The 23,754-nt window shown below is 47.7% G+C and carries 23 protein-coding genes and 1 pseudogene; 10 read left to right on the top strand and 14 right to left on the bottom strand.

Going from position 1 to position 23,754, the window contains the following annotated elements:
* Nucleotides 1-71: 71 nt before the first annotated feature.
* From MHI14_RS23575 to MHI14_RS23520, 11 genes are all read right to left on the bottom strand, one after another.
* On the bottom strand, nt 72-377 hold the full coding sequence (locus tag MHI14_RS23575; RefSeq protein ID WP_091033448.1) for a hypothetical protein: 306 nt from the start codon (nt 375-377) through the stop codon (nt 72-74).
* A gap of 64 nt (nt 378-441) precedes the next feature.
* Nucleotides 442-1,485: a S66 family peptidase gene (locus tag MHI14_RS23570; RefSeq protein ID WP_341131355.1), complete on the bottom strand. Its 1,044-nt coding sequence runs from the start codon at nt 1,483-1,485 to the stop codon at nt 442-444.
* Between the two features lie 111 nt (nt 1,486-1,596).
* Complete coding sequence (locus MHI14_RS23565) at nt 1,597-2,913, bottom strand: DUF4179 domain-containing protein (protein ID WP_339308930.1); 1,317 nt, start codon at nt 2,911-2,913, stop codon at nt 1,597-1,599.
* Nucleotides 2,910-3,425, bottom strand: coding sequence for a sigma-70 family RNA polymerase sigma factor (locus MHI14_RS23560; protein WP_339308931.1), 516 nt, complete (start codon nt 3,423-3,425; stop codon nt 2,910-2,912). The genes MHI14_RS23565 and MHI14_RS23560 overlap by 4 nt, the downstream gene beginning before the upstream one ends.
* A gap of 226 nt (nt 3,426-3,651) precedes the next feature.
* Nucleotides 3,652-4,173: an ankyrin repeat domain-containing protein gene (locus MHI14_RS23555; protein WP_133386823.1), complete on the bottom strand. Its 522-nt coding sequence runs from the start codon at nt 4,171-4,173 to the stop codon at nt 3,652-3,654.
* Between the two features lie 69 nt (nt 4,174-4,242).
* Nucleotides 4,243-5,106: a helix-turn-helix transcriptional regulator gene (locus tag MHI14_RS23550; RefSeq protein WP_133386824.1), complete on the bottom strand. Its 864-nt coding sequence runs from the start codon at nt 5,104-5,106 to the stop codon at nt 4,243-4,245.
* Nucleotides 5,107-5,124: 18 nt separating this feature from the next.
* Nucleotides 5,125-6,225 carry a GNAT family N-acetyltransferase gene (locus MHI14_RS31165; RefSeq protein ID WP_430982064.1) on the bottom strand — a complete coding sequence of 367 codons (1,101 nt, stop codon included), beginning with the start codon at nt 6,223-6,225 and terminating at the stop codon, nt 5,125-5,127.
* A 150-nt stretch (nt 6,226-6,375) separates the two neighbouring features.
* Complete coding sequence (gene flgB / locus MHI14_RS23535; RefSeq protein ID WP_341131354.1) at nt 6,376-6,786, bottom strand: flagellar basal body rod protein FlgB; 411 nt, start codon at nt 6,784-6,786, stop codon at nt 6,376-6,378.
* Nucleotides 6,787-6,969: 183 nt separating this feature from the next.
* Entirely contained in the window at nt 6,970-7,785 is an 816-nt protein-coding gene (gene speD / locus MHI14_RS23530; RefSeq protein ID WP_036610662.1) for an adenosylmethionine decarboxylase, read from the bottom strand.
* 157 nt (nt 7,786-7,942) lie between these two features.
* Nucleotides 7,943-8,521 carry a DUF1273 domain-containing protein gene (locus MHI14_RS23525; protein ID WP_091033429.1) on the bottom strand — a complete coding sequence of 193 codons (579 nt, stop codon included), beginning with the start codon at nt 8,519-8,521 and terminating at the stop codon, nt 7,943-7,945.
* A 36-nt stretch (nt 8,522-8,557) separates the two neighbouring features.
* A complete protein-coding gene (locus tag MHI14_RS23520) occupies nt 8,558-9,706 on the bottom strand; it encodes an RluA family pseudouridine synthase (RefSeq protein WP_341131353.1) in 1,149 nt (382 codons plus the stop codon).
* A 190-nt stretch (nt 9,707-9,896) separates the two neighbouring features.
* Between MHI14_RS23520 and MHI14_RS23515 the strand changes: the two genes are divergently transcribed.
* The gene (locus MHI14_RS23515; protein ID WP_091033422.1) at nt 9,897-10,304 is read left to right on the top strand and encodes a hypothetical protein; all 408 of its coding nucleotides are present in this window, start codon (nt 9,897-9,899) and stop codon (nt 10,302-10,304) included.
* Nucleotides 10,305-10,521: 217 nt separating this feature from the next.
* Here the strand turns inward: MHI14_RS23515 and MHI14_RS23510 are convergent, their stop codons facing one another.
* A complete protein-coding gene (locus MHI14_RS23510; RefSeq protein WP_341131352.1) occupies nt 10,522-11,232 on the bottom strand; it encodes a GT-D fold domain-containing glycosyltransferase in 711 nt (236 codons plus the stop codon).
* A gap of 312 nt (nt 11,233-11,544) precedes the next feature.
* Here MHI14_RS23510 and MHI14_RS23505 point away from each other — a divergent pair, with 312 nt between their 5' ends.
* The 6 genes from MHI14_RS23505 (at nt 11,545) to MHI14_RS23480 (ending at nt 17,711) form a co-directional block, all read left to right on the top strand.
* Nucleotides 11,545-12,234, top strand: coding sequence for a glycosyltransferase (locus MHI14_RS23505; RefSeq protein WP_341131351.1), 690 nt, complete (start codon nt 11,545-11,547; stop codon nt 12,232-12,234).
* Between the two features lie 18 nt (nt 12,235-12,252).
* On the top strand, nt 12,253-13,242 hold the full coding sequence (locus tag MHI14_RS23500; protein WP_340983132.1) for an SDR family NAD(P)-dependent oxidoreductase: 990 nt from the start codon (nt 12,253-12,255) through the stop codon (nt 13,240-13,242).
* Between the two features lie 75 nt (nt 13,243-13,317).
* The gene (locus tag MHI14_RS23495; RefSeq protein WP_341131350.1) at nt 13,318-14,838 is read left to right on the top strand and encodes a nucleotide sugar dehydrogenase; all 1,521 of its coding nucleotides are present in this window, start codon (nt 13,318-13,320) and stop codon (nt 14,836-14,838) included.
* Nucleotides 14,825-15,571: a class I SAM-dependent methyltransferase gene (locus MHI14_RS23490; RefSeq protein WP_341131349.1), complete on the top strand. Its 747-nt coding sequence runs from the start codon at nt 14,825-14,827 to the stop codon at nt 15,569-15,571. The genes MHI14_RS23495 and MHI14_RS23490 overlap by 14 nt, the downstream gene beginning before the upstream one ends.
* 585 nt (nt 15,572-16,156) lie before the next feature.
* Nucleotides 16,157-17,287 carry a glycosyltransferase family 2 protein gene (locus MHI14_RS23485; protein ID WP_091033408.1) on the top strand — a complete coding sequence of 377 codons (1,131 nt, stop codon included), beginning with the start codon at nt 16,157-16,159 and terminating at the stop codon, nt 17,285-17,287.
* A 145-nt stretch (nt 17,288-17,432) separates the two neighbouring features.
* Nucleotides 17,433-17,711 (top strand): hypothetical protein, encoded by a 279-nt coding sequence (locus MHI14_RS23480; RefSeq protein ID WP_341131348.1) that lies wholly within the window; start codon nt 17,433-17,435, stop codon nt 17,709-17,711.
* 352 nt (nt 17,712-18,063) lie between these two features.
* Here MHI14_RS23480 and MHI14_RS23475 read toward each other — a convergent pair whose 3' ends face one another.
* Nucleotides 18,064-18,588 (bottom strand): DUF5412 family protein, encoded by a 525-nt coding sequence (locus tag MHI14_RS23475; protein ID WP_339308936.1) that lies wholly within the window; start codon nt 18,586-18,588, stop codon nt 18,064-18,066.
* 17 nt (nt 18,589-18,605) lie between these two features.
* A complete protein-coding gene (locus tag MHI14_RS23470) occupies nt 18,606-19,499 on the bottom strand; it encodes an AraC family transcriptional regulator (protein ID WP_339308937.1) in 894 nt (297 codons plus the stop codon).
* 114 nt (nt 19,500-19,613) lie between these two features.
* On the opposite strand from MHI14_RS23470, the gene MHI14_RS23465 reads away from it, so the two are divergent.
* The 3 genes and pseudogenes from MHI14_RS23465 to MHI14_RS23455 all read left to right on the top strand — a co-directional run.
* The gene (locus MHI14_RS23465; protein WP_339308938.1) at nt 19,614-21,434 is read left to right on the top strand and encodes an ABC transporter ATP-binding protein; all 1,821 of its coding nucleotides are present in this window, start codon (nt 19,614-19,616) and stop codon (nt 21,432-21,434) included.
* Nucleotides 21,427-23,388: an ABC transporter ATP-binding protein gene (locus tag MHI14_RS23460; protein ID WP_341131347.1), complete on the top strand. Its 1,962-nt coding sequence runs from the start codon at nt 21,427-21,429 to the stop codon at nt 23,386-23,388. The genes MHI14_RS23465 and MHI14_RS23460 overlap by 8 nt, the downstream gene beginning before the upstream one ends.
* Nucleotides 23,385-23,666: pseudogene (locus tag MHI14_RS23455) on the top strand (Rpn family recombination-promoting nuclease/putative transposase); the annotation flags it as partial. The gene MHI14_RS23460 and the pseudogene MHI14_RS23455, both read left to right, overlap by 4 nt.
* Between the last annotated feature and the right edge of the window lie 88 nt (nt 23,667-23,754).

Genomic DNA, 23,754 nt, shown 5'->3' with positions numbered 1-23,754 from the left:
CGTTCCCAAGACTTTGAAGATCTCAGGAGCGAAGCTTCTTGGAACAGGTTCGGATATAGCAGTACAATGCCCTACATCAACAGTGTGATAACCAACAATTCATACAGCACAAGCGGCAAAATTGTTGGTCCAAATAAGGCGCGCGGTTCAGGATATCCATGCATCGGGGTAACCTGGAGATACAAAATCCCCCGGTCTGCACTGATGATGACACCTTCCCACACTTGCCCATCGATATTCTGGACTTGTACCTTCTTGCCTATATGCTGCCGAGCTGTATGATGAAGCATATTCCGCACACTTTGCACGGATTGAAGCATCGGTCGATTGGCTTGATACACGACACGCGTGGATGGCGTGGATGTGGATTCAGACATGATGCACAACCCTTCCTCAAAATAAGTTCTTACTTCAAGGTATGCATCTGCCTATAAAAGGTGATTACACAAACGCCATCTCAAGGCTCCCGCGTCCATTTTCATAAGCGACTTTGCCCAATGCTCCATTCACAAAGGTGAGCTGGGGCGGAACATGGCCGAGATCCACATCGTACAGTACAGGGACATCCAGATCCCCAAGTGCAGAGGATAGGGCATCAGTAAAATTGAAATCGGCTGTATCGGAATAACCCGCAGGTCGGCCGAACATGAAGCCTTTCACACCTGCAAACCAGCCGGCCTGTCTCATCTGCCACAGATGACGGTAGATATCCCCCGCATTCATCTCACAGCTCTCCAGATACCAGATCGTTCCTTCGTCTGCACAGTACTGATCCAGATACGATTGGACGGGTGCGTATGGCGTACCAATCAGACTAGTGATCGTATCCATACAGCCACCGATCAGCCGACCGGAGAACGCCACAGCGGTATCTGCATCTTCCGAGTGGTCTAGCTGTTTCCAGCGCGAAGGTGTATCCAGGTTAAAACCAGGAGATTCCGGTTTCCATGCCGATTGATAATGTGTGGAAGACGATTGTGTGATCTGTCCGCCATCTTTGGTCTGTAACACATCAATCCAGCGCGCAGTCACGGGATCAATGGCGTTTGATCTTAGATCAATATAATTGGTGCCATGTGCAGATGCTGTTCCGGTGATCAAGGTGTATGCGAACAGGAAGGTACTGATATCCGAGTATCCCATGATCCATTTGGGCGGTAACGATTTCAAAGCTTCCCAATCCAGCAGAGGGAGGATATCCATCAGAAATTCCCCTCCCCATGGAGGGATAATGGCTTGAATATCTGGATTGCGGAAAAACTCATTCATCTCTTCGGCGCGTTCCTCTTTGGAGGCACTCACACATTTGGTGTTGTGGCGGAGCGATGGGCTTTCCAGCACGCCAAAACCAAGGCGCTCCATATTGCGTTTGCTTTCCTCAAGATAATGGTACAGGGATTCGCCTACACCGCTGGAGGGGGCTGCCACACCGATCATGTCCCCTTGCGCGAGTGGTTGCGGATAACGGATAGAGCGATTATTCATTGTGGAAACACCCTTTCCTATAAGCATATCGATTTAATGTAGCTGTTTAATATTATCATTATAGTGCATGACAACGTCGTTTGGCTTGCAATTATGGCTGTTACATTTTCTTTAGGGAGTCACAGGAATTTCAATAGAGAACGGTGCACGAATTTGATCAGGGTAAGAGAATATTTCCATTGTCAGATTTCCTTTGGCTGCGGCTCCATTTTTAATGACAACTCTTGCTTCAGAGACGGAAGGGCTCCAGCTTACTTCATTAATGTCGAAAGGGTTTCCTTTGCTGTCCTCAATATTGGTAAATGATAGCCCTGAAGTAGCATTTTGAGCATCTGCAATTGAAAACTCGAGGATCAGATTTTTGCCTTGGACCGTGCTTTGCAGCAATTTCAAACTCGATGGACCGCCTTGTATTTCACCTGAAGAGGGATCGAAGCTGATAACCAGTTCATCCTGATCCACTGCTGAAAGGCCAGACCCTTGCAAAGTCAATTTTTTCGGAGTGGAGAAGTACATGCTTTCGAAAAAGACGGAACTTCCAGAGCCTCCGATGGAAGATGAATCGGTTCTCCATGCTCGGCCTTGCTCATCTACCAAGTGCAGATCACGAATGCCGAAGATTTTTTTGGTGTTGTTCCGATCATATTCGATATCAAGTACAAGACGAGTGGGATACAGAACGGCCTGTTTCACATGGATACGCTGTCCGTCCACGTTCATAGTTTGGTTTACGGGAATGATTTTTTTCATGCCTTTTGTTAAGTTGTGATCCACGGGGAAGGTGACATTCCACTTATTATTCGGTTCCTTACCTCGTTCCTTAAATACAACGGTCAGCTCTTGTGGCGGTAAAGATTCTGTGAATGAGACATCGATTTTGTCCTCGTAAACGCCACTTTCTGAAGCCGGCTTAGGAGAGGAATAACTAAATCCAACCGGAAGATCTTTACCGTTCTCATCCAGCAAATCGATATCATATCCACCCTTCTCCGGATCTTTCATGCCTTTCATTGTGTAAAAAATGACCATACGTGACTCGTCTGTAATAATGCCTTCAACGGTCAAGGAAGCACCATCATGCTCGTCGGTGACACCGACCTGCTGTAAGAGGGACTTATCGATGGCCATCATTAATCCTTTGTCCTGGCGAATCATACTCACAATGCCTTCCATGCCGGGCAATTGCTCCACGAAGGACGCAAAAGCGGGAGAGACACGGATACATCCGGTAAACAGCAGGATGAAGGCCGCTACCGAGATGGAACTCATGTACCAGCGCAGCCGGGACTTGCGTTTGCGGGCAGCCTGGCGGATTCCGGACTGAACAGCCTGATAGGCAGCATCCGGTACAGGCATGGTTTCATATTCCGTCTTGCGAGCATTCAGCCGTTCTTCCAATGCGTCGAATGAGTTTTGTTCATCTGTCATGAGGATACATCTCCTTTCGTTTCAAGTTGATCACGGAGCTGTCCGAGCGCCCGATGTAATCGGGATTTTACGGTTCCGGTAGGGATGTCGAGAATATCGGCAACTTCAGTTAAGGAGAAACCTTCGAAATAACTCAGGATAATAATCTGTTTGCAATCCCGGTCAAGAGTGGATACGGCGGCAGCAAGATCGGGGTCCGCAGGACGATCCCAACTGCTGGATTCATGAATCTCGGTGACGGGACTGAACCGACTTTTGCGTTTGCGTTCGTCCGCACAGTAGTTGAGTAGAATGCGGATGAGCCAAGTGCCAAAGTAGGAGGGCTCTTTTAATTTTTTGAGTTGACGGAACGCCCTGAACGTTGATTCCTGAATAGCTTCAAGGGCATCGCCTTCATTGTGCAGGTAGGCATAGGCGATACGGTACAGTCGGCTCTGATGTAATTCCATTAAGGCTGCAAAAGCCTCGGCATCCCCTTTTTGTGCGGCGATGGTGAGCTGGGTAGGGGTCACATGGCTCCTCCTTTCATGGATATGTTGAGTATTAGACCGCGTAAGGCTCCAAACGGTTCTTATTTCCTGAAAAAAATATGATGTATTGCGATTTCTATAGAAGTTGAACTACCTATGTATACGAGAACGTAGAGGACAACAAATAACCGTCAGGCCTTCTCTTTGTACTCCAAAAAGAGTCCTGACGGTTATTCACGGTATTGCTCACGTTATCTAATCATTGTTGCTACTGTGCTGCCAAGGCTGCTCGCAGACATGAAGCTGTAGACGTGTTGCCACGTTCAAGTGAAATCTCCAGTGCGGTCTGGCCCGCTGAGTTCAGTGCGTTTGGATCAGCTCCATGCTGAAGTAACATCTCGATAAGTTCAATCTGATCCGTATGAAATGCTGCGGAGTGCAGCGCATTTTGTCCATCGCTGTCCAGAATACTCGTTGATGCCCCATGTTCGAGCAAAAGGTGGATAACTTCTGGCGAACGTTCTCCCGCAAGTGCGGCATGCAGTGCAGTATTGGACGGAATAAAGGAAATCTTGGAATGAGAAAGGGCGTTAACATCGGCCCCATAATCCAGAAGAAGACGAACTACTCCAGCTTGTCCATAATGAGAGGCATACCCCAGCGGAGTTAACCCATCCTGATTTTCAGTATTGGTGAGTTCCGGGTGAGAAGCGAGCAATAATTGCAGGTTGGCCACATCTCCAGCCTGTGCAGCCTGAAATAGTTGATTAATCTGTTCTGCATGATTCATAAAGGAATACCTCCATCTGATGAGATAATGTAATTATAGATGTTCCTCTTCAGAGGTTCTTCTTCATAATCACCTTTTTGCCCGCAGCTGGGAAGGAGAGCTATGGAAGCGTCTAGTGAATAATGAACTGAACGAACCGAGGCTTTCGAAGCCCACATCATAACAGATATTGGTGACCGACCTGTCCGAATCTAGCAAAAGCCGCTTTGCAGCCAATAGCCTGCATTCAGTCAGATAACGATGGGGTGAAGTACCAAACAACTTTTTATAACTGCGTAGAAAATGATTCACGGATAGTTGTGCAGCCGATGCTGTCTGTTCTACCGTTAACGGCTGATCATAGTAGGCGGAGATATACTCATGCCCGATATACACTCTTCGATACAATTCTTCTCTGGTTGAACGTCTGATCATATCCAATTCGTTGATCTCTTGCTGAACGTTACGGTGTAGATCCAGCATGTGAACAGCAAGCTGATGAAGCTGCTCCGCTATTGCCCAGGAATCCAGCGTGTCTTGACTGTAGAAATTACGCAAATGATTCAGGGCTGCGCCAAGCCGATTATCCATCGCGTATGTACGTTCTACCCACTCCATCTTGTTTGAGGATGAATAACTATACGGCTCATCAAGTAGCTGAAGATCACTGGTAATTAGATTCCGGCCGATCTCTTCCACATAACCAGGAGGGAAGAAGATACAGAAGGATTCAACTGGAGCAGATGAATCAATGTGAAGACTATATTCCTGGCCCTCATTCAGAAGCAGATATTTCTCATTATTGACTGCGAAGTGACCGCGCCCCGCTTCATAGAGCGTTTTTCCGTTACGGAATGTTTTCAGTGATAGCGAGCCGCTGCCTTTCCAATCGAATTGGGAACTCGATTCATGCAGAATGAAGGGGACAGGTTGAGGAAGAGGAATCTCCAACACTTGCAAGCACCTCCAAGCTTAATTCTGGTTATACAGCTTCTTCACAGCTTCCAGTCCAGGCACGGCAAAGCAGGCGAGTGGAGAGGGCAGATCATGGAGTGGGAACCAACCGATCTCGCCGATGGCTCCGCCTTCTTCCAGATTACGAGCATGACCGCCAATCACCTTGGTGGAATAGAGCACGGATATCCAATGTTCCTTCTGTTGTGGCTGAATCGTCTCCGCCGTGCAGAGCAGACTGTCAATGGCGATATCCAGATTCACTTCCTCCTTGATTTCACGGATGACGGCAGTTTCCAGTGATTCATAGGGATCTACTTTCCCGCCGGGAATACTCCAGGTGTGCTGTTCGGGCTGACGATTCCGCCAGGCGAGAAGCACTTCGCCCCGTTCATTCAGGATGACCGCACCTACGCCGATGTGAGGTGAAATTTCAGATTCACCTTTTGGAACTGAGCTTAATTCCGACAGGGACAGCGCAGCTTGTTCGTTCCCATTACGTTGTGAAAAACCACCCGCTACCATATCCCCAGATTCAGGAGTACGAGTAGACTGGAATGACAAAGGAAGCCCAGACTGTGCGGACCATTCTTCGGCAAGGATACTCATTGAGATCAGGTCATAATGCATGCCATCCCGCAAAACTGCAGAACGCTGGCGACCCTCTTCCCGGAATCCGGCTTTTAGGTACGCACGTCTCGCGGCTTCATTGTATTCGATGACTTCCAGCGCAATCCGGTTCAGGTTCAATTCGTGGAAGCCATATCGAAGAATTAGAGCCAGGGCATCACTGCCGTAACCTTTACCCCGATCATTTTCTTCGCCGATACCAATGGCCAAACGAGCAGACCGATTGTTCCATTCAATTCGGTATAGGGCTGTGAATCCAATGAATCGGTTACCCTCCAGTGTACGTAATGCAAATTCAAATCCGTTATCGCGGCGGACGGAGGAGGACCCTGTCTCATCCGGCGTTAACGGGATCGCGATATCGGTGTCCATGTTGCGCAAATATTCATAATCGTCTGTGAAGCGGGAGAGACGCATGCAATCTTCCGGGCATGGAGCCGCTAATCTGACTTTGGAACCTTGAAAACCATTTAAATGACGTGGAGCCATGTTGCACCTCTTTTATTCGATATGAATTCATTCGTTTCTCCCCATTATACTACGAACAGGAGCGGATACCGAAAAATGGAACCAAACGAGCTGCACTCAGGGAAAAAGATCATAAAAAAAAGCAGCCATTTCGGGCTGCTTGTACATTCATTATTTCAGATCATTCAATAAATTCTTCATTTTTTTGTAATGTCCACTGACCCGATCAACCATGTAGTTATACATGAGCTGGTTCTCTGAAAGGTCCGCCATTTCCTTGTCAATGTCAACGTTATTGTTGTTATTGTTCATCGTTGTTTCGTTGTTCTCGACAATTCGGTACTGTACGATGGAAGAATTGGGATCACTGATAGGAAAGTGTTTGTCATGAGTCCGCTTCATGGCGAGCTGATCGGTTTTGCCATTTTCAACGATACGTCGCAACTCTTCCTGAAATTCTACCGTTTTCTTTTTGTAGTTGGGTGTGTCTGCATTGGCAATGTTATTGGTGATGGCATTGTGTTGTGCAGTCAGTGCTTGTAACAGTGATTCGTTACGTCTTGTCGTATTCGTTTCGATCACGGGCTCAGTCTCCTTCACTGTAGATTGTACAGTTACTTCTATAATAAGAAATAAAGTTGCACACTGTCAACAAAACAAAGAAAAAGACAAGCACATGCCGGAGGTCCCCCGAAAAGAAGAACCCTACCTTCATGAAATCTTGTCTTAGACCTTGCCCTTATGGATTAGCGTTGAACAACCTCTTTAAGAGGGTCGATTAATATTTTTGCCGTAATAGATCTCGTCCATCTCCAGCTTCAGCCATTCTGTAATCTCCTGTTGTTCCTTTTTGCTGAGCTTATCTTTGGTGTACCCAAACAGATAATTGTCGAGATCAAATTCCCTCAGTTTACACTTGGTGTGAAAAATATTCTCCTGATAGACGTTCACGTCAATCATGTCAAAGCTGCTCTTGATCTCGTCCGGAATATAATTCTGAATCGAGCCGATCTCATGGTCAATGAACAGCTTGCGTCCGCTTGTATCCCGCGTAAAACCACGCACACGGTAATCCATCGTCATAATGTCCGTATCAAATGAGTGGATCAGATAATTCAGCGCCTTAAGCGGTGAGATCTCACCGCAGGTGGAGACATCAATGTCCGCACGGAAGGTACTGATACCTTCACTAGGATGAAATTCAGGGTAGGTGTGCACAGTGATATGGCTTTTATCCAGCTGCATGACAACGTTATCGGGCAGAGGGCCGGGAGATTCATCGAGTGATTCTTCGGGGATCTCCACGATTGGACCTTCGGAGACAAGCATCGTCACACTCGCACCTTGAGGCACGTAATCCTGCTGCGCAACATTCAGGACATGAGCCCCAATGATGTCAGAGACGTTGTTTAAAATTTTACTCAGCCGGGCGGCGTTATACTGTTCATCAATATATTCAATGTAAGCTTCGCGTTCGTCTTTGGTTTTGGTATAACAAATATCGTACATATTAAAGCTGAGCGACTTGGTCAGGTTGTTAAATCCATGCAGTTGAATGCGCTGCTCTGGCGTAATTGTCATGGTTGCAGTTCCCCTTATCCCATACGACATATCATCGCAGTTATAATACTACTTATACCCAACCTGCCTCGAAAAAAAACATATGTACGTCATTCAAAATACGATTCCCTTCTGATGAAAGCTATGTATGAATGGACTTCAGATGATCTACATTTTTTCAGAATGAAGAATCGTCAAAGTCTATAACATCGTTCATGCGCTCATCCTCAGCTACAGATTGAATATCCTCTGAAGTGACACTGATGATTGTATAATCCTCGTTCTGCTGTTTCTTCACGGCTTTTTCCTTCACAAAACGGGGGCTGCCTTCTCCGGCATCTTCGTCATAGACGAGCAGAAGACCGTCGCTTTTACGCAGCAACAGGTCATCCCGTGCAGTGAACTGCCACGGCCCGATATAAGGTTGATTGCTAATCGCACCGTAATAGTCCACACCAGAGAGGATGGAACGGTAATACTCCTGCTTGTCTTCTTTCCATTGCTCTTCCGGGTTTTGAAAGGCAGTAATGATCGACAGCTTCAGATGCGGATACGTCTTCTTTAGATCAATCACCACTTCGCAGGCCCACAGGTCCACACCGTATTGTCCCGGCGTCAGCACCCATTCCAGACCGTCCTCGACAAGGGGAGTGAGGCGGGAGGAGATGGCTTTTTTGATATAAGGAATACCTTCATGCTTCTGTCCAAAAATTTGCAATTCATGTGCCCGGTAACCGGTGATCAACAGGTTTTTCAGTGTCCGTTCCTCCTTTCAGGCATGATCAAGGTGCAGTTATTTCGCAGGTGGAGCATCTGCACGGAACGGATACAGGAATGGCTTCGGAATATCCGTTTCAAATGACATCAGCTCATCCGTTGTAGGATGAATAAACGAGAGTATGCGTGCATGAAGTCCGAGACGGCCAAGGTCTCTTGTGCGTGCACCATATTTTCTGTCACCGGCAATCGGATGTCCGAGATCTTCCATATGCACACGAATCTGATTTTTACGCCCTGTCTCCAGACGCACTTCCAGCAAGGAGAACTCACGGTTCGACTTCAGACGTTTGTAATGTGTAATGGCGTGTTGTCCATCATTCGGACGAGAGCTGGAATACATTTTCAGCGTTTTGGTTTCCTTCAGCCAGGAAGAGATAGTGCCTTCTTCTTTGGCTACCGAACCTTCAACAAGCGCAACGTAGACGCGGTCCTGCACATTTTCTTTCCAGTTGTTTTGCAGCTTCTGCTGTACCTCTTCACTTTTGGCAAACATCATGACACCCGACGTATCCCGATCCAGACGATGGACAACAAAGATCCGGTTGAGCGGATTGGTGCGACGCACATGCTCTGTCAGTTGGCGGTATGCCGTCAGGTCATCCGTCTTGTCAGCGGCAATGGACAACAGTCCAGCTTCCTTACGGATCACAATGATATCATCGTCTTCATGCAAAATGTTAATACCCGTCAAGGACGGAGCAGCGACTGCACCTTCTTTTCGAATATAGACAATCTGACCTGGCGTCAGCGCTTCATTAAACTTGGTTACGACCTTCTGATCCACGGATACCTGTCCACGACCCAGAATGGATTTTACTGCATTCCGTCCCGATTTCAGATGTTGCAACAGGAAGTTCAACAGTTCATCCGGTTCGGTCACTTTGTACTGGCGTGGTGGTTCCTGCTTGCGATAATAGGAATTGCCTGGTCGTTTGGATGCGCTGGCATTTTTGGGTTTGTTGCCTCCAGCTTTCTTGGGTGCACCCGATGATTTCGCGGCTATTGGCTTCTTATTCTCCTCCGTATTGCGTGATGCGGAAGCACCTGATGTTTTGGCAGATGAGAAGTTGGACTTGCCGGACCGTGCTGAAGATGAACCTGCATAAGATTTCCCCTTGGCCGAGGCCGATGTCTTGCCTGTTGGACGTTTGCGTTTATTCATGAATAGTAATCTCCTTCTGAACAGCCTGTACCGCTTGTGTGCATACGATCCGTTCATTTTCGTTATGCAGTTCAATATACCATTAACAGTCGACAAATAAAAATAGGTTCATGCAATCTGCTATACATCCAATCATAAGAGTAGTGAGATTCATAGGATAGGGTATCCCATAGCATTGGAGGTGTTACTCATGGGCGTGTTTCTCGATATGAGAACTTCGATGAACTCGGCAACCGTAGGACAGCCCGGTTTGTCACTGTCAGAATCCCCGGCAGCCTTCGGCACCATTGGTCTACAGACGCAGGGTGTGGTGAATCCCATTATTACGTTGAACGGGACAGTAGGTGTTACGGGAGAACTGGGAGATACCTTTGTTGTGGAGCTTGTGCGGGGTTTTTTATATGATCCTTTCTATATCATCTACCGTGCTGAAGGTACGATTGGACAGAACGGAGGTGCCGAATTCCATTCGTTCACAGCTCAGGATCTGTCTGCACCACCAGCATTGGAAAGTGTGTATACTTCGTTCATCTCGGGGGTGTCCACAGCAGTAAGAACCGGGCCGGAGATGTTATACGGTATTGCAGCCACCGGTTAGTAGTGAAAGGCGAAATATAACAAGCAGAGTGCTTCGTCATCACTTCTGTTGACGGCAGAGTTCGCTTCATACCCCAGAAACGCAAGACAATACAGCGATAGGTTTCGACTAGCGCTCAGCAAGAAACCCCCGGCTCAAGAAGTCGGGGGTTTTTGCCGTACAACCATATGCAAGTTTCGCTGCAACTCACTGATTCGAGGTTGGAGGTGCCTGAAAATCAGTTGGCACGGCCTTTCAGAATGATGTTGTTGGCTTTGCCAAAGTCGATGGCGACTTTACCTGCGAGTGCGGCTGTTCGCTCAGCAAGAACAACCGCGTTGACGCCGCAGGAGAAGAGAGCGACATCGAAGGTATGTTGATTGGTCTGAATCCAGTGCAGCGTTTCATCCATTTGATCATAGCTGTCGAAGGGCAGGGCAGTCACAATGTTCAGATTATACGGCTCACGTTCGAGCATGACACGCAGTGCCTCAATCTCACGGGTAACGAGTAACACACGCTTGCCTGCAAGCATCTGCCAGAAACGCGGGTTCTGCGCCATTTCCCGATTAACACAGGCGTGACAAGTCAGTGGAGGAGAGATGCCAAAGTGTGCAAATACCATGTCGGTCAGGGGTCTTTTGAGATAATCCGGAGCATTAATGGTGCTGTCACCGCGAGGAAGAATGCCGACGATATCGGCACGTTGCAAGGAAGAGGCGACTTCATCCCGGAGTTTCGGGTTGGGAAGGCGAAGTCCCTTTTGACCTAAGTTGGCCTTCTTGGCCCAACGCTCCTGAAGGACCTGTTCCGTGGTCCACACGGTTTCCTGGGACATGACGATATTCTCTCCATCACCGACTCGTACAAGAGACAGCGGTCGGTGTTCCAGAAGTGCCGCTTCGAGCTGATCAAGCACATCTTCCATTTCAAGATAGATCGAATTCATTTGATGGGTTGCCTCCTTTGAAAATTGAACTGTTCTATTCTATGTTGCGAATACCGTAACGATATGTACGTTCGACCCGAAGGGCGCCATCTTCGGTTGTATATCAATCTATTTATATGAAAGTTAGTACATCTGTCGGTACCGCTTCTATCAACGTTTCATACGATATAGAGTGCTGGATTCACAAGTGAGATGTGGCTTGTAAACGATCAGATAGATAGAAGATGGTCTTCGTAGGAAGACGGCATCAAAACTATGAAAACAGTCTGTATCCGACAAACGGAACATGCAGCGTACATGAGGAGGAGTGTTATGTCCAGGAAAGTTGTGATTGAGATTAACTTTAACAATTACGGAATGGACCCGCAGCGATTGACGCGGGAGTGGCTGGAGCGTCGGATGAGCATCTTCCGCACGTTCACATTGCATTGCCTGAAGGCACAGACGAATCAGGATTTCCTCACAGTGGTGAAGCTATCCAAGGAATCGGGGGACTTAATGCGGGAGATTCTTGCGGATCAGGAGCCGCTTCCTTCGAATATTCGTTTTGGAACCAATATTGAGAGTGTGCGTGCTATTTTGGCGTTTGCCAAAGGTACGGAGCAGCTATATATTGCCCGTCTGGATTCGGATGATCTATACCATAAAACCTTTGTTCAACAACTCTACGATATTCAACCACAGCCGCAGACGATGGCACTGATCAACCAGAATGGTTATCTGTGGGACAGTGTAAATAACGAGATGGCCCCGGCGTTTCACCGTTCTCCGCAATTCTATGTCTACTTATATCAGACAGCCGAATACGCAGCAGGATACTGGGTCAAGCTTCCGGGCAGAGGTACACATGGCAATGTCATTGATCTGCCGCATGAGCTGCTGACGCCGCGTAACTATGTCAACATCGTGCATTCGAGCAATACGTCAGTCAAAAAGGTACCACCCAAAGACCGATTAAGCCGCGAAGAGATGGCACAGGTATTACGCGAATTCATGATCTGATCAGGGAGGGATTCATCCATGATTCAAGGACAAACAATTCTGATCACTGGAGGAACAGGCTCCTGGGGTCAAAAGCTGACTGAGGTACTACTGGAGCAGGACCCGGCTGAGATTCGCCTTCTGTCACGTAATGAATACGCCCAGATTGCGATGCAGCGAGAGTTCAACCATGATCCGCGTCTGCGATTCATCATTGGGGATATCCGCGATTATCGGGCAGTGGAAGATGCATGCAGAGGTGTGGATGTGCTCTTCCATCTGGCTGCGCTGAAGCATGTTCCGGTCTGCGAGGACCAGCCGGATGAAGCGTTCAAGACCAATGTGATCGGGACGCAGAATATTATTCGGGCTGCAATACGTATGCAGGTTGCCAAAGTCATCGATGTGTCCACCGATAAGGCGGTAGATCCGATTAACGTATATGGCATGACAAAGGCTTTGGGTGAAAAAATGATGATCCGTGCCAACTGGCTAAGTGAGGGTACTCGGTTTGTCTGTATCCGTGGGGGCAATGTGCTTGGAACCAGCGGTAGTGTCGTGCCTCTGTTCCGTCGTCAGATCGATGAAGGCAAAAGCCCGACCATTACGGATATAGGCATGACCCGTTTTTTCCTGACGCGTACCGAAGCTATACATTTACTGCTTAAAGCGGCTGAAGCGGCCGTGGGCGGAGAGACTTTTGTGATGAAAATGAAAGCTTGCAAGATGACGGAACTTGCATCCGTCATGTTGGAACAGGCAGGTCGTCCATCTTTCGATTATAAGGTGACGGGAATACGTCCAGGCGAGAAATTGCATGAAGTGTTAATCTCGCCCTTTGAAGCGCCGCGTACGTACCAATACGATGCGCAGTATTATGTGATCCTGCCGGAGCACAAGGACAAAAGCCTGACGGATCAGTACAGCAGTCTGCCTCGTGTGAACTTCTCCGAGTATCGCTCGGACAGTGCCATGATGAACAAACCAGCGATTGCCAGGTTTTTACGTGCAGGCGGCTATATCGACTAGGGCGTGCCTGAAAACTCGTTCGGAGTTCTCAGACACGCCCACCGAAGGGAGGCGGAGCGTTTGGAGGTGGAAGGAATGGAAGAGAATCATCAGCCTGAGCAGAACGAAGGAAATGAAGAGTTACAGCAACGTACTCTAATAAAACATATTAATGACCGCTCCCTGAAAGCTGTTGTCATCGGTCTCGGTTATGTTGGTTTACCCATGGCCTTAGAGATGGCACAGGCTGGTTATCAAGTCCACGGGATTGACATTGATACTTCGAAGGTAGCTAAGCTGCGTGCCGGTGAATCGTATGTCATCGGTATAGAAGATGATGTTGTGCAATCGCTTATGCAGGCTGGGTTATTCAAGGCAAGTGCTGATTATGCAGCTGTGGCGCAGGCAAATGTCATTGTAATCTGTGTGCCTACCCCACTGACTGCCGAGCATCAACCGGATATCTCGTATATCTCGGCGGCGGTGGATGGCATGACTCCGTATTTGCAGGAAGGCAGCCTGGTTATTCTGGAAAGTACGACCTATCCGGGCACAACGGAGGAACGCGTGAAACAACCGATTGAAGCGGCAAACGGCTGGCGTGCTGGAGAACAGTTCTACGTCTGTTATTCTCCAGAGCGGGTAGATCCGGGCAGTGTGCATTATGGTGTGAAAAATACCCCAAAGATTATTGGCGGTTCCACACCTGCTTGTCTGAATTATGGTAAACAGTTCTATGGCTCGTTCCTCAACGAAGTTGTTCCGGTTAGTTCAACGACGGTAGCAGAGACGGCAAAACTGTTCGAAAATACATTCCGCAGTGTCAATATTGCCCTTGTGAATGAGCTGACCCCAGCCTGTGAACAGATGGGGGTAAACATCTGGGAAGTACTGAATGCGGCGGCAACCAAGCCATTTGGTTACATGCCATTTTATCCCGGTCCCGGAATCGGCGGACATTGTATTCCAATCGATCCGATCTATCTGTCCTGGGCTGCAAATCGTCAGGGATCGGAGTTGCAATTCATTCAGCTGGCGGATGCAACCAATCGGCAAATGCCAGAGAGAGTGGTAAAACGTGCCGCGGAGCTGTTGGAGCAGAAGGGTGTATCTGTGCGGGGAGCACGTGTTGTACTCGCGGGTATGGCTTACAAAAAAGACATTGATGACTTGCGCGAATCGCCTGCGCTGGACGTCTTCCGGCTGCTGAGCGCAGCGGGCGCAGATGTGGTTTTTACCGATCCAATGGTGCCTGTCTTCCGCAAGGATGACGGTACAGTGCTTCACGCTAGTCCGGCGGTGCCGGAATTGTGGACAGGAGCTGATCTGGTGATCATCACCACGGATCATTCGGGATTTGATTATCAGGAGATGGCAGATCATGCAAAGCTGATTTTTGATACACGCAATGCAACGGCCGGATGCCACGGGGGAAATATTGTGGTGCTGGGTCAGCCTGTACGGCATGAGGCGAAGAGAGTTTACGAGCAACAGGAACGAGTAGAAGGGTCCGGGCAAAAAGAGGAATTCAAGGTGGCAGTCGAGGGCGCCGTAACTCGCCGTGAAGCTGCGATCGATCCCGACGAGGATCAGGGAGATGCCCATGGCAAATCATGATCGTGTAAGTGAACGCTATTATGGCGAGATTAATTCGGAAGATTCTCATGAAGCGACGAGAACGCGTATCCACTGGATGTGCCGTGAGGCAACAGGCAAACGCATCCTGGATGTCGGGTGCAGTCAGGGCATTACGTCCATTCTGCTGGCACGTGAAGGATTTCGTGTCACTGGCATTGATCTGGAGGAAGAGAGTATCCGGTATGCCCAAGGCGAGCTTGCCAAAGAATCCCGGCCGGTTCGAAACAATGTGGATTTTCGGATGCTGGATATTACGCAATGGAAAGTAAGAACTACTTTTGACACGGTGCTGCTTGGAGAAGTGCTGGAGCATTTTGCTCATCCGGAGACGTTATTGATCCAGATTCATCGGCTGTTGCAAGAAGATGGGACGCTGGTGGTAACCGTGCCGTATGGGTATCACCCGTTCTATGACCACAAGCAGACCTTCTATGCGGGAAGTCTGGCGATAACCCTGATGCCGTATTTCGAAGTCTTGAAACTCGAAGTTCATCATAAATATCTATGTTGCGTGGCCCGCAAACGGCGGAGTACACAGCTGCATATGTCGCCGACTTTGGATCAACTGATGAAGTGGATGGAGCTGGATCATGTCCATTTTGCCGAAGTGGAACAAAATCATCTTCGCGTAATGAAGCAGCGCAAGAAGGCATTGGACAGTGCGGTGGAGCAGGTGAAACGGCTTCGTCGTCAGGAGAGTGGGGAAGGGTAGCGGTGTTGTTTAGTATGACGACAGAGCTATCCTATGTTCTAACGAATCTCACACGCCTTATTTAGATGATTCTGCAGAGATAGGAAATGTAACGAATCTCAGCGACGTTATTTCATCTGAAAGCTGCAATAAACGACGAATGGATGCCTATAATGCGAGAATAGCGGGTCTCAGATTCGTTACATTTTCCAAGTGGCTGAAATACACCATATAGCGTCACCTCAGTTCGTTAGCCAAGGTAGAAATGAAATGAATTCCGTGACCAATACTAAATACCAAATAAATTGGAATAAACATTTACACGAAACGGAGAAGCCCGAAAGAATTAAGAAGCTGAGCTAAAAGCGTTCTGAATGAAAGCTGCATCGGAAGCATATGCTTGGCCTTTATCCACGGATTTACCCTTTATAGAAGGATCAAAAAAATGGGGATAACACGATCGGAAGGTTGTTCTGTCATCGGAGTGTCCAGTGTAAAAATCTTTTAGTTCAACTTACGATAGTACTTTGTTCGAAGTATTTAACCAACGCAAGCAAATCGTTATGACATTTCGCAATACGCGTACGACAGGAAGGGGCTCAAAACGTGATCACCATCAGTCTGTGCATGATTGTGAAGAACGAGGAACGCACGCTGGCGCGCTGTCTGGACTCGGTTGCCGGCATCGCGGACGAGATCGTCATTGTGGATACCGGTTCATCGGATCGCACGATGGACATCGCTGCGCAGTATACCGACCAGGTCTACACGTATGAATGGAAGGAAGACTTTGCCGCAGCGCGGAATGAGTCATTCGCCAAGGCCACGCAGGAATATATCCTGTGGCTGGATGCGGATGATGTGCTGCTGCCCGCGGAACGGGCGAAGCTGGAGGTGTTGAAGCAACAGCTTCCGTCTGAGGGGGAGACGGAAGCTGTGATCTTGAACTATACGCTGGCCGAGGGGGCGGAGGGGAGTCCACTTGTGACGGACCGACGCCTTCGCCTGGTCAAGCGGGATGCCGGGTGCCGCTGGCATGGCCGGCTGCACGAGCAGCTCAGCTTCCCGCGCGGCGAAGTCATTACGGCAGACATTGCCGTCACGCACCGCCGCGAAGCGGGACATCATTCGGCGCGAAACGTGCGCATTCTGCGCAAATGGATCGCCGAAGAGGGCGTAGCCCAAGGTCGCCTGCTGTTTTATTATGCAGGCGAATGTTATGACCGCCAGCGTTATGCGGCGGCGGCACGCGGGTACGCAAAGCTGCTGGAGCAGCCAAGTGGTTACCGCGAGGATCGCTTGATTGCCTGCGCGCGGCTAGCGGAATGTTATGAACGACTTGGCAAGCCGGGCCGTAAGCTCGGCGCATTGCTACAGTCGTTCCAGTATGATCTGCCACATGCCGACTTCTGCTGTGCCATTGCGGCCTGTTTTCATGAGCGGCAGGAACCCGTCTCGGCGATCTACTGGTATATGCAGGCGGTAGACGTGAGTAGCCGCGATCCTGGACTGCGCCCAGTACCAGAGGCCTGCCGCACTTGGCTGCCACATGCCCGTTTATCCCTTTGTTATGCCCATCTGGGCAACTGGGAGCACGCATTGATGCATAACACCAAAGCCCGTGAGTACTTGCCCAACGATCCCGGATTGCTTGCCAATCGCCAAAAGCTCGAAGTGGTAGTGCGCAAAGAGATGAAGGAGCGGGAAGAACGTGGTGAAGTATCACCTCGTAAGTAGGAGACGAGCTGGGACAGATGAGGACAAAGGAGTTTGAAGCGGGAGTATAGATAGAGAAAATAGATTGAAATAGAAGTGAAAGGACAACAAAAACTAATCGTTGCTGTAGGATGCGATAAGACGGATCAGTGAAAATAAGGGTTGAGTGGAAATAGAGTTTAAGGCACAATTGCGAGCAGAAGCAGAAGCAGAAGCAGAAGCAGAAGCAGAAGCAGAAGCAGAAGCAGAAGCAGAAGCAGAAGCAGAAGCAGAAGCAGAAGCAGAAGCAGAAGCAGAAGCAGAAGCAGAAGCAGAAGCAGAAGCAGAAGCAGAAGCAGAAGCAGAAGCAGAAGCAGAAGCAGAAGCAGAAGCAGAAGCAGAAGCAGAAGCAGAAGCAGAAGCAGAAGCAGAAGCAGAAGCAGAAGCAGAAGCAGAAGCAGATTAAGCGGTAGAATAGATATGATAGATAAATTTTAATGCTGCCATATGTTTTAAGTACGATAGATACGAAGTTATGAGTGAACAAGCATATCAGACCACAAATGAAGTATAAGTAAATAAACGATAAAATGTAGAACAAGAGCAGCCCCGCTTAACCGAAAGAGTCGGTGAGTGGGGCTTTTTAGGCTTCTTTTGCCGCGTGTATCTCCTGTCATGATCTAATGAAGATTGGCATTTGGCGTAATTTTCACAAGGCATACAGAACGTTGGAACTTCTGACATGCGGTGCAGTGAGGATTACGCATTAAGATGAGACCTTGAGTGTTCAGAGCCATCATATTAGCTGCTAAGTTGTTTTATTTTTCGGGTGCCAGGCATCGCACAGACTGGTCCTTCATTCGTATGCTTTTGCACGCCCAGCCCCATCCATCATATATTTCGTCATCGATATTGAGGGTAATGGTCTCATCCGTGTACTCATTCCAGTTTTCAATTCGGAGTGTGTTTTCACTTTCCCATTCGAGATGGTTATTTCCGTGGTGCTCGGCACGATAGATCGTTTTTACCGTGGCGTCCTCAGGGCCATTTGTCTTCTTAACATCGACCCAGATTGTAACGCCGCCTGCCGCACCACCGTAAGGTACGCCGTAAATTTCGGCAGTATACTCACCATTCCGTGAAGGCATGGAATAACTCAATTCCCCCAGCTCGGAACGTTCAAATGTAGAGAAGTATGGACGGAGCCAGAAATTTAGGAATATGGCAACAAACAGTACAAGAATCAATAATGTAAATGCGGCGAAAAACGGGTGTCTGCGTATCCAAGGTTTGCGAGAATCGGTATGAGATGAACTTGAATTAGCTTGAGTATTTGAGTCCATAAGCATCTAACCTCCACCTACAGTGAAATTTGCTTTGCAGGAATATAAATGTCCATTTCTCCGTAGTGGTCCTGAGCCAGACTGCCATCAATTCTTTCAAAGTAGTATGGATCACTCTTCTCGTACCCCGAATGGCTCTGCCAATATTCATCAATAAATGTCCAGACACTGTCCAGATGATCAATATTGATCAGACTTGGATGGAAATCACAGACGAATTTGAATACGGCATACTGGTTGGCCGGGACCTCAATTCCATTCAGGTCTTCAGGGATATGATCCAGAGAGGTCACTTCTACAGACGGCTGATATGTACTGTAATCCTCGTTAATTTCATTGGTAAATCCAATATACACGTTGGGCTGCAACACATTAGGAATCGAATGAAAGTGTTTTTCGAAAAAGTCGTTGCCTGCTGAATTGGCTTCATAGTGCTCTTCATTATCTGCATACCGAATATGAGAACGCTGTCCGATGAGTTTCATGACTGGTTTTCGTACATACGTTGGTGTGAAAATATATCCGTACGGAAGCATCGTGATCATGGACGAAGTCATGCGGGCTGTGAATTCAAGGTCTCCAGCTCCCTGTTTGCGATATTGCAGGGGGGTGATACCAAAGGTTTGTTTGAAAGCACGTATGTAGGATTGTTCATGTTCGAACCCATAATGTCCGCTGATATCGATAATCTTCCAATTCAGGTTCACCAATTGTTCCAGGCTGCGTGCCAGTTTGCGTGAACGAATGTATTCTCCAGGCAATTGTCCGCTTACATGTTTGAACATGCGATGCAGGTGGAACTTCGATATATGAGTCACAGATGCCAGATGATCCAGCGTTAATTTGTCTTGAATATGGTCTTCTATGTAGTCGAATAGCTTATCCAGTGTGTCTAGCAGATCGTGTTGCATATCAATCTCCCTACTTCTAATAGTACTTACAGCAATAAATGTTCATTTTTTCCTTATCACCGATGATATCATAACCAAGTACATAATTTAATGACAAGATTGGAGAAACCATCCATGTTTGCTGACAAAAGAACTTATACAACGTTAGGCATGTTAACTCGATTATGGACACTAACGGGCAAGTACCGTATGTTCATCATTCTGTTACTTTTCGCCGCATGTATGGTCTCCCTGATTGAGGTCGGTTATTTGGAATCGATCCGAAGACTGGTCAAAGGTGCGACTGAAGCACAGTTTTCGTTACTCTACTCAGGTTTGATCATAGGTGTTAGCATTGTCGTATTACGATTGATTGTAACCGCATTCATGACGAGGGTCGAGACGTTATTCCAGCAAAAGACATTATTGTCTGTGCAGTCTCTACTGCTCTCATCCTTTAGCAACACAGAGACAAGTGATCTGGCACAATATCATACAGGTGACCTAACCTCCAGGATCTGGACTTCAGCCAAGGAAGCACAGAAGGGGATCAACCAACATGGCATTGAACTCGCAAAAAATATTATTCAGCTGATTCTTGCCTTTGCTTACTTCAGCTGGGTGAACTTGCCGCTGTCGTTGGCTATCATTGCATTCACATTGATCTATCCTCTTGTAACGGTAGGACTTGGTAAACGTCTGCAAAGACGGCATGATCAGTTGAATGCCAGCGCAGCGTCAAGAGATGAGATACTAACTGAGATCATCCAAGCCCCAGTTGAGATCCGAAGTTACGGACTCGCGGGTTATGTACACCATCATTTTAAAGATCGAATGGATCAAGTGTTCAGACATACGATGTCCGTATCTGTGTTACAACGACTTTCGGAAGCAGCCGGACGGGTCTCGACATATGGTGGCATGATTCTGATTCTCTATCTAGGCGGCATGCAGGTCCTGAATGGACATATGGATGTAGGCGGATTGGCAGCTTTTCTGGTAGCAAGCAGTCAGTTAACTCGTCCGATTGAATCGTTATCTGGGCTGTGGAATGATTTTATTGGCTCGGCTTCTCATGCGTCCAGAATCTTTGAAGTGCTGGATTTGGAGAAAAAGAACAGGATTGCGAATACCAGTACAAATACATATGTACAGTCCGATACGCATTTGGGGCAGCTTGAAAAGCAATCTAAACCAGCTAGCATCAACGTGCAGCATGTGTCTTACAGGTATGCGGAGCAAGAAGAAGTGTTAACAGATATTTCTTTTGAGGCCAAGAAAGGAAAACTTACTGTTATCACGGGGCCAAGTGGGTGCGGGAAAACCACGTTATTGAAATTAATAGCTGGATTAGATACACCGGTTACTGGTTCGATTAAGGTCAAAGATCAGAAGAATTCACTGAAGGATATGCACGAAGTTCAGACAGCGCAAGTCAATCAGGTGTATGTTCCGCAACAAGCCTTTATTTTCACAGGTACAGTGGAAGAGAATATTGTTTTTGGACAAGAGGGGATATCTGCCGATCAAGTAGAGGTTGCGGCCCACATGACGCATGCACATGACGCGATTATGCGTCAATCACTCGGCTATGGAACAGAGCTTCAGCCACAAGGCGGGACGATGTCGGGTGGAGAGCTTCAGCGTATCAGTCTAGCCAGAGCGATGCTGAGGAACCCGGATATTCTCTTGTTGGATGAACCGACGTCATCTCAAGACCCGTGGCATGAGCAACGATTGAATGATCTCTTTGCCCGAATCACTGCTGACAAAGGCACAACGGTTATTGCCGTTACTCATCGATTATCGCTGATCGAACGGGCGGATCAGGTCATCTATATTCAGAAGGGACGCGTCGAAGATACGGGGACTCATCGTGAATTGTTGGATCGGCCAAACGGATATCGAAGTTATATTGCGGAGCAGGATACGGAAGTGGAGGAACAGCATGAGTAACAAGATCGAAGATACAGCATATACCGATGACGTTGAAATGAAGAGCAGTCATGAGAAAAGTGGAGCATATGAGATAAATGAAAATAATGAAAATGAAAAGTCTGAAATAGAAGCTCATCATCAGATGAACAAAAGTGATGTTCCAGATGATCCAAAGCAAGTTGTATCACTGAGAACAGTGTGGCCCGTTATTTTTCGCTGGATGAAGCCTTATGGATTAGCTGTAGTGATCTTGCTCATTTTTATCGCAGCAGATGCGATCTTCGATTGGGGACTTGCCTTTGTACAGGGGTTCTTCGTAGACGCTATTCATAATGGGGGACAGGAGCAGCTTAATGCTACGGCGTTGATCTTTATCGCCATTCTGGCAGGATTTATCGTGTTGCTCGCGATGCATCGTTATGTGCTGGTATGGCTCAAGGAATCAATGCAACGGGACATGTCCATGGATCTGTTGAAACTGTTAAACCGGATGCCTTATTCTTGGGTGCGCAGACAGAAGTCCGGGGATGTGATGCTTCGCATCAAGGAGGACACGAAGCATGGTGCAGAAGTTGTGGAGGCTATTGCAGAGGGTGTTACGGTTGTATTCATCATTGCTCTATCGCTGGGATATTTGTACAGAGCAGATGCATGGGTTGCTGTTATCGCCTTGGTAAGTGCAGGGGCAATCTGGTTCACGGCGAGGTTGTATGATCAGCGGATTGTACATCTGTCCGATGAGGTCGAATCCAGAGAAGGCGAGTCCCAAGAACAGATCCAGCAGTATGTTGAAGGGATACCGGTAATTCAGATGTATGATGCTTCACCGTGGTTTCTCGCTCGTTTTCGGACACAACAGCATTCACTGAATCGTGTTCAGGCCAAGTTACAGATGACCCTGAGTATGTCGGATAAAGTGGCGATGGCGGTGTTTGGTCTGGCTCAGTTGGCAGCGTTGTTCCTTATTGCTTTGTCTGCGGCTAGAGGAACCTTGTCTCCGGGTATGGTTGTTGCAAGTAGTCTACTGTTTGAATTGGTGGTGTGGCCAGTACTCGGCTTGTCCAGCCAGTGGAGTCAGATGCAAGCCAGCGTGGGTGCATTTGGACGTATCTCTGCATGGTTGAAATTGGCGGAGAACAAGAAGACAGACGCATCCAATACTAAGCACGAGGAGCTTGCACAGGGAATGTGTGGCCAAGATCAAGGGAATACACAAAAAGGGGCACATAAAGAGTACGAAGTTGCTATGCTACGTCTTCAACAGGTTACGGTAATAGATGAAAACAGTGATCGGACGATTTTGGATCAGATTACTTTTAATCTGGTTCCTGGTGAACTGGTTGCGGTAGTTGGCGCCAGCGGTGCTGGCAAATCTACTCTGTGCCAAGTGTGTGCAGGGCTGATCGAGCCAACAAACGGAAACGTATTGCTGGGTGATAAACATATTGCAGAGTATATAGAAATGGATAACCAATTCAGACTGACGTATATGCCGCAGACACCTACTTTTTTTACAGGAAGTATTGAAGAAAATATTCGTCTGAGTTCAGACGTTACATTGGACAGAGTGAAGCTTGCGGCAGAGCAGGCAGGTTTGCATCAATATATTGAGGCACAAGAAGGACAATACGCAGCAATGTTGCATGAGAAAGGGGCCAATCTATCTGGAGGCCAACAACAGCGACTGTCGCTTGCTAGACTCTTTATGAGGTCATCTGATCTGTATATTCTGGACGAACCAACGTCATCCCTGGATATTCAGACAGAACAGAACGTGATGAATCACTTGCTGAATTTTATGAAAGGCAGAATAGGGTTACTCGTCACACATCGCATGGAGGTTGCTCGCCAATGCTCCCGCATCCTTGTGATGGAACATGGCCGAATTGCCGAGGATGGGACGCATGAACAACTGATGCAGAGGAAAGGATTGTATTATCGCATGAATGCAAGAGGCGGTGATACAACATGAATGAATCTGGGGTTAAGAAAATAAGGGATACGCTGGAGTTCTTGAGTCAGGATCGGGAAGCACGTCGTTTGTATGAAGAGCGGCAGAAGTATTTGCATGATGAAGCTTCCATGATTGAGTGGGCTACGGAAAAGGGAATAGAAAAGGGGTTAGTAGAAGGGGAAAAAAGAAAGGCGATTGAGATTGCAAAAAACATGCTCTCATTTGGAATTGAAGTTTCAGTTATCGCCAAAACAAGCGGCTTATCTGAGCCTGAAGTTGAAGCATTGAAAGATTAGAAGTACCACCAGTGCAAAACAGTCGCTGTATGACTTAATTGTTTTTTAAATTAAATGCAATCGTTTTGCCTACCTATGGCAGGACGGT

Origin of the sequence: Paenibacillus sp. FSL K6-2393 (assembly GCF_038002545.1) — a bacterium.
Classification (GTDB): domain Bacteria; phylum Bacillota; class Bacilli; order Paenibacillales; family Paenibacillaceae; genus Paenibacillus.
This window is presented reverse-complemented; position numbering and strand designations above follow the sequence as displayed.

Bases quoted from the DNA above. Each gene is read 5' to 3' on its own strand.
- MHI14_RS23460 (WP_341131347.1), top strand. From the start codon at position 21,427: ATGAGTAACAAGATCGAAGATACAGCATATACCGATGACGTTGAAATG.
- MHI14_RS23510 (WP_341131352.1), bottom strand. From the start codon at position 11,232: ATGAATTCGATCTATCTTGAAATGGAAGATGTGCTTGATCAGCTCGAA.
- MHI14_RS23490 (WP_341131349.1), top strand. From the start codon at position 14,825: ATGGCAAATCATGATCGTGTAAGTGAACGCTATTATGGCGAGATTAAT.
- MHI14_RS23505 (WP_341131351.1), top strand. From the start codon at position 11,545: ATGTCCAGGAAAGTTGTGATTGAGATTAACTTTAACAATTACGGAATG.
- MHI14_RS23470 (WP_339308937.1), bottom strand. From the start codon at position 19,499: ATGCAACACGATCTGCTAGACACACTGGATAAGCTATTCGACTACATA.
- MHI14_RS23575 (WP_091033448.1), bottom strand. From the start codon at position 377: ATGTCTGAATCCACATCCACGCCATCCACGCGTGTCGTGTATCAAGCC.
- MHI14_RS23500 (WP_340983132.1), top strand. From the start codon at position 12,253: ATGATTCAAGGACAAACAATTCTGATCACTGGAGGAACAGGCTCCTGG.
- MHI14_RS23555 (WP_133386823.1), bottom strand. From the start codon at position 4,173: ATGAATCATGCAGAACAGATTAATCAACTATTTCAGGCTGCACAGGCT.
- speD (WP_036610662.1), bottom strand. From the start codon at position 7,785: ATGACAATTACGCCAGAGCAGCGCATTCAACTGCATGGATTTAACAAC.
- MHI14_RS23495 (WP_341131350.1), top strand. From the start codon at position 13,318: ATGGAAGAGAATCATCAGCCTGAGCAGAACGAAGGAAATGAAGAGTTA.
- MHI14_RS23515 (WP_091033422.1), top strand. From the start codon at position 9,897: ATGGGCGTGTTTCTCGATATGAGAACTTCGATGAACTCGGCAACCGTA.
- MHI14_RS23570 (WP_341131355.1), bottom strand. From the start codon at position 1,485: ATGAATAATCGCTCTATCCGTTATCCGCAACCACTCGCGCAAGGGGAC.
- MHI14_RS31165 (WP_430982064.1), bottom strand. From the start codon at position 6,225: ATGGCTCCACGTCATTTAAATGGTTTTCAAGGTTCCAAAGTCAGATTA.
- MHI14_RS23565 (WP_339308930.1), bottom strand. From the start codon at position 2,913: ATGACAGATGAACAAAACTCATTCGACGCATTGGAAGAACGGCTGAAT.
- MHI14_RS23520 (WP_341131353.1), bottom strand. From the start codon at position 9,706: ATGAATAAACGCAAACGTCCAACAGGCAAGACATCGGCCTCGGCCAAG.
- MHI14_RS23475 (WP_339308936.1), bottom strand. From the start codon at position 18,588: ATGGACTCAAATACTCAAGCTAATTCAAGTTCATCTCATACCGATTCT.
- MHI14_RS23465 (WP_339308938.1), top strand. From the start codon at position 19,614: ATGTTTGCTGACAAAAGAACTTATACAACGTTAGGCATGTTAACTCGA.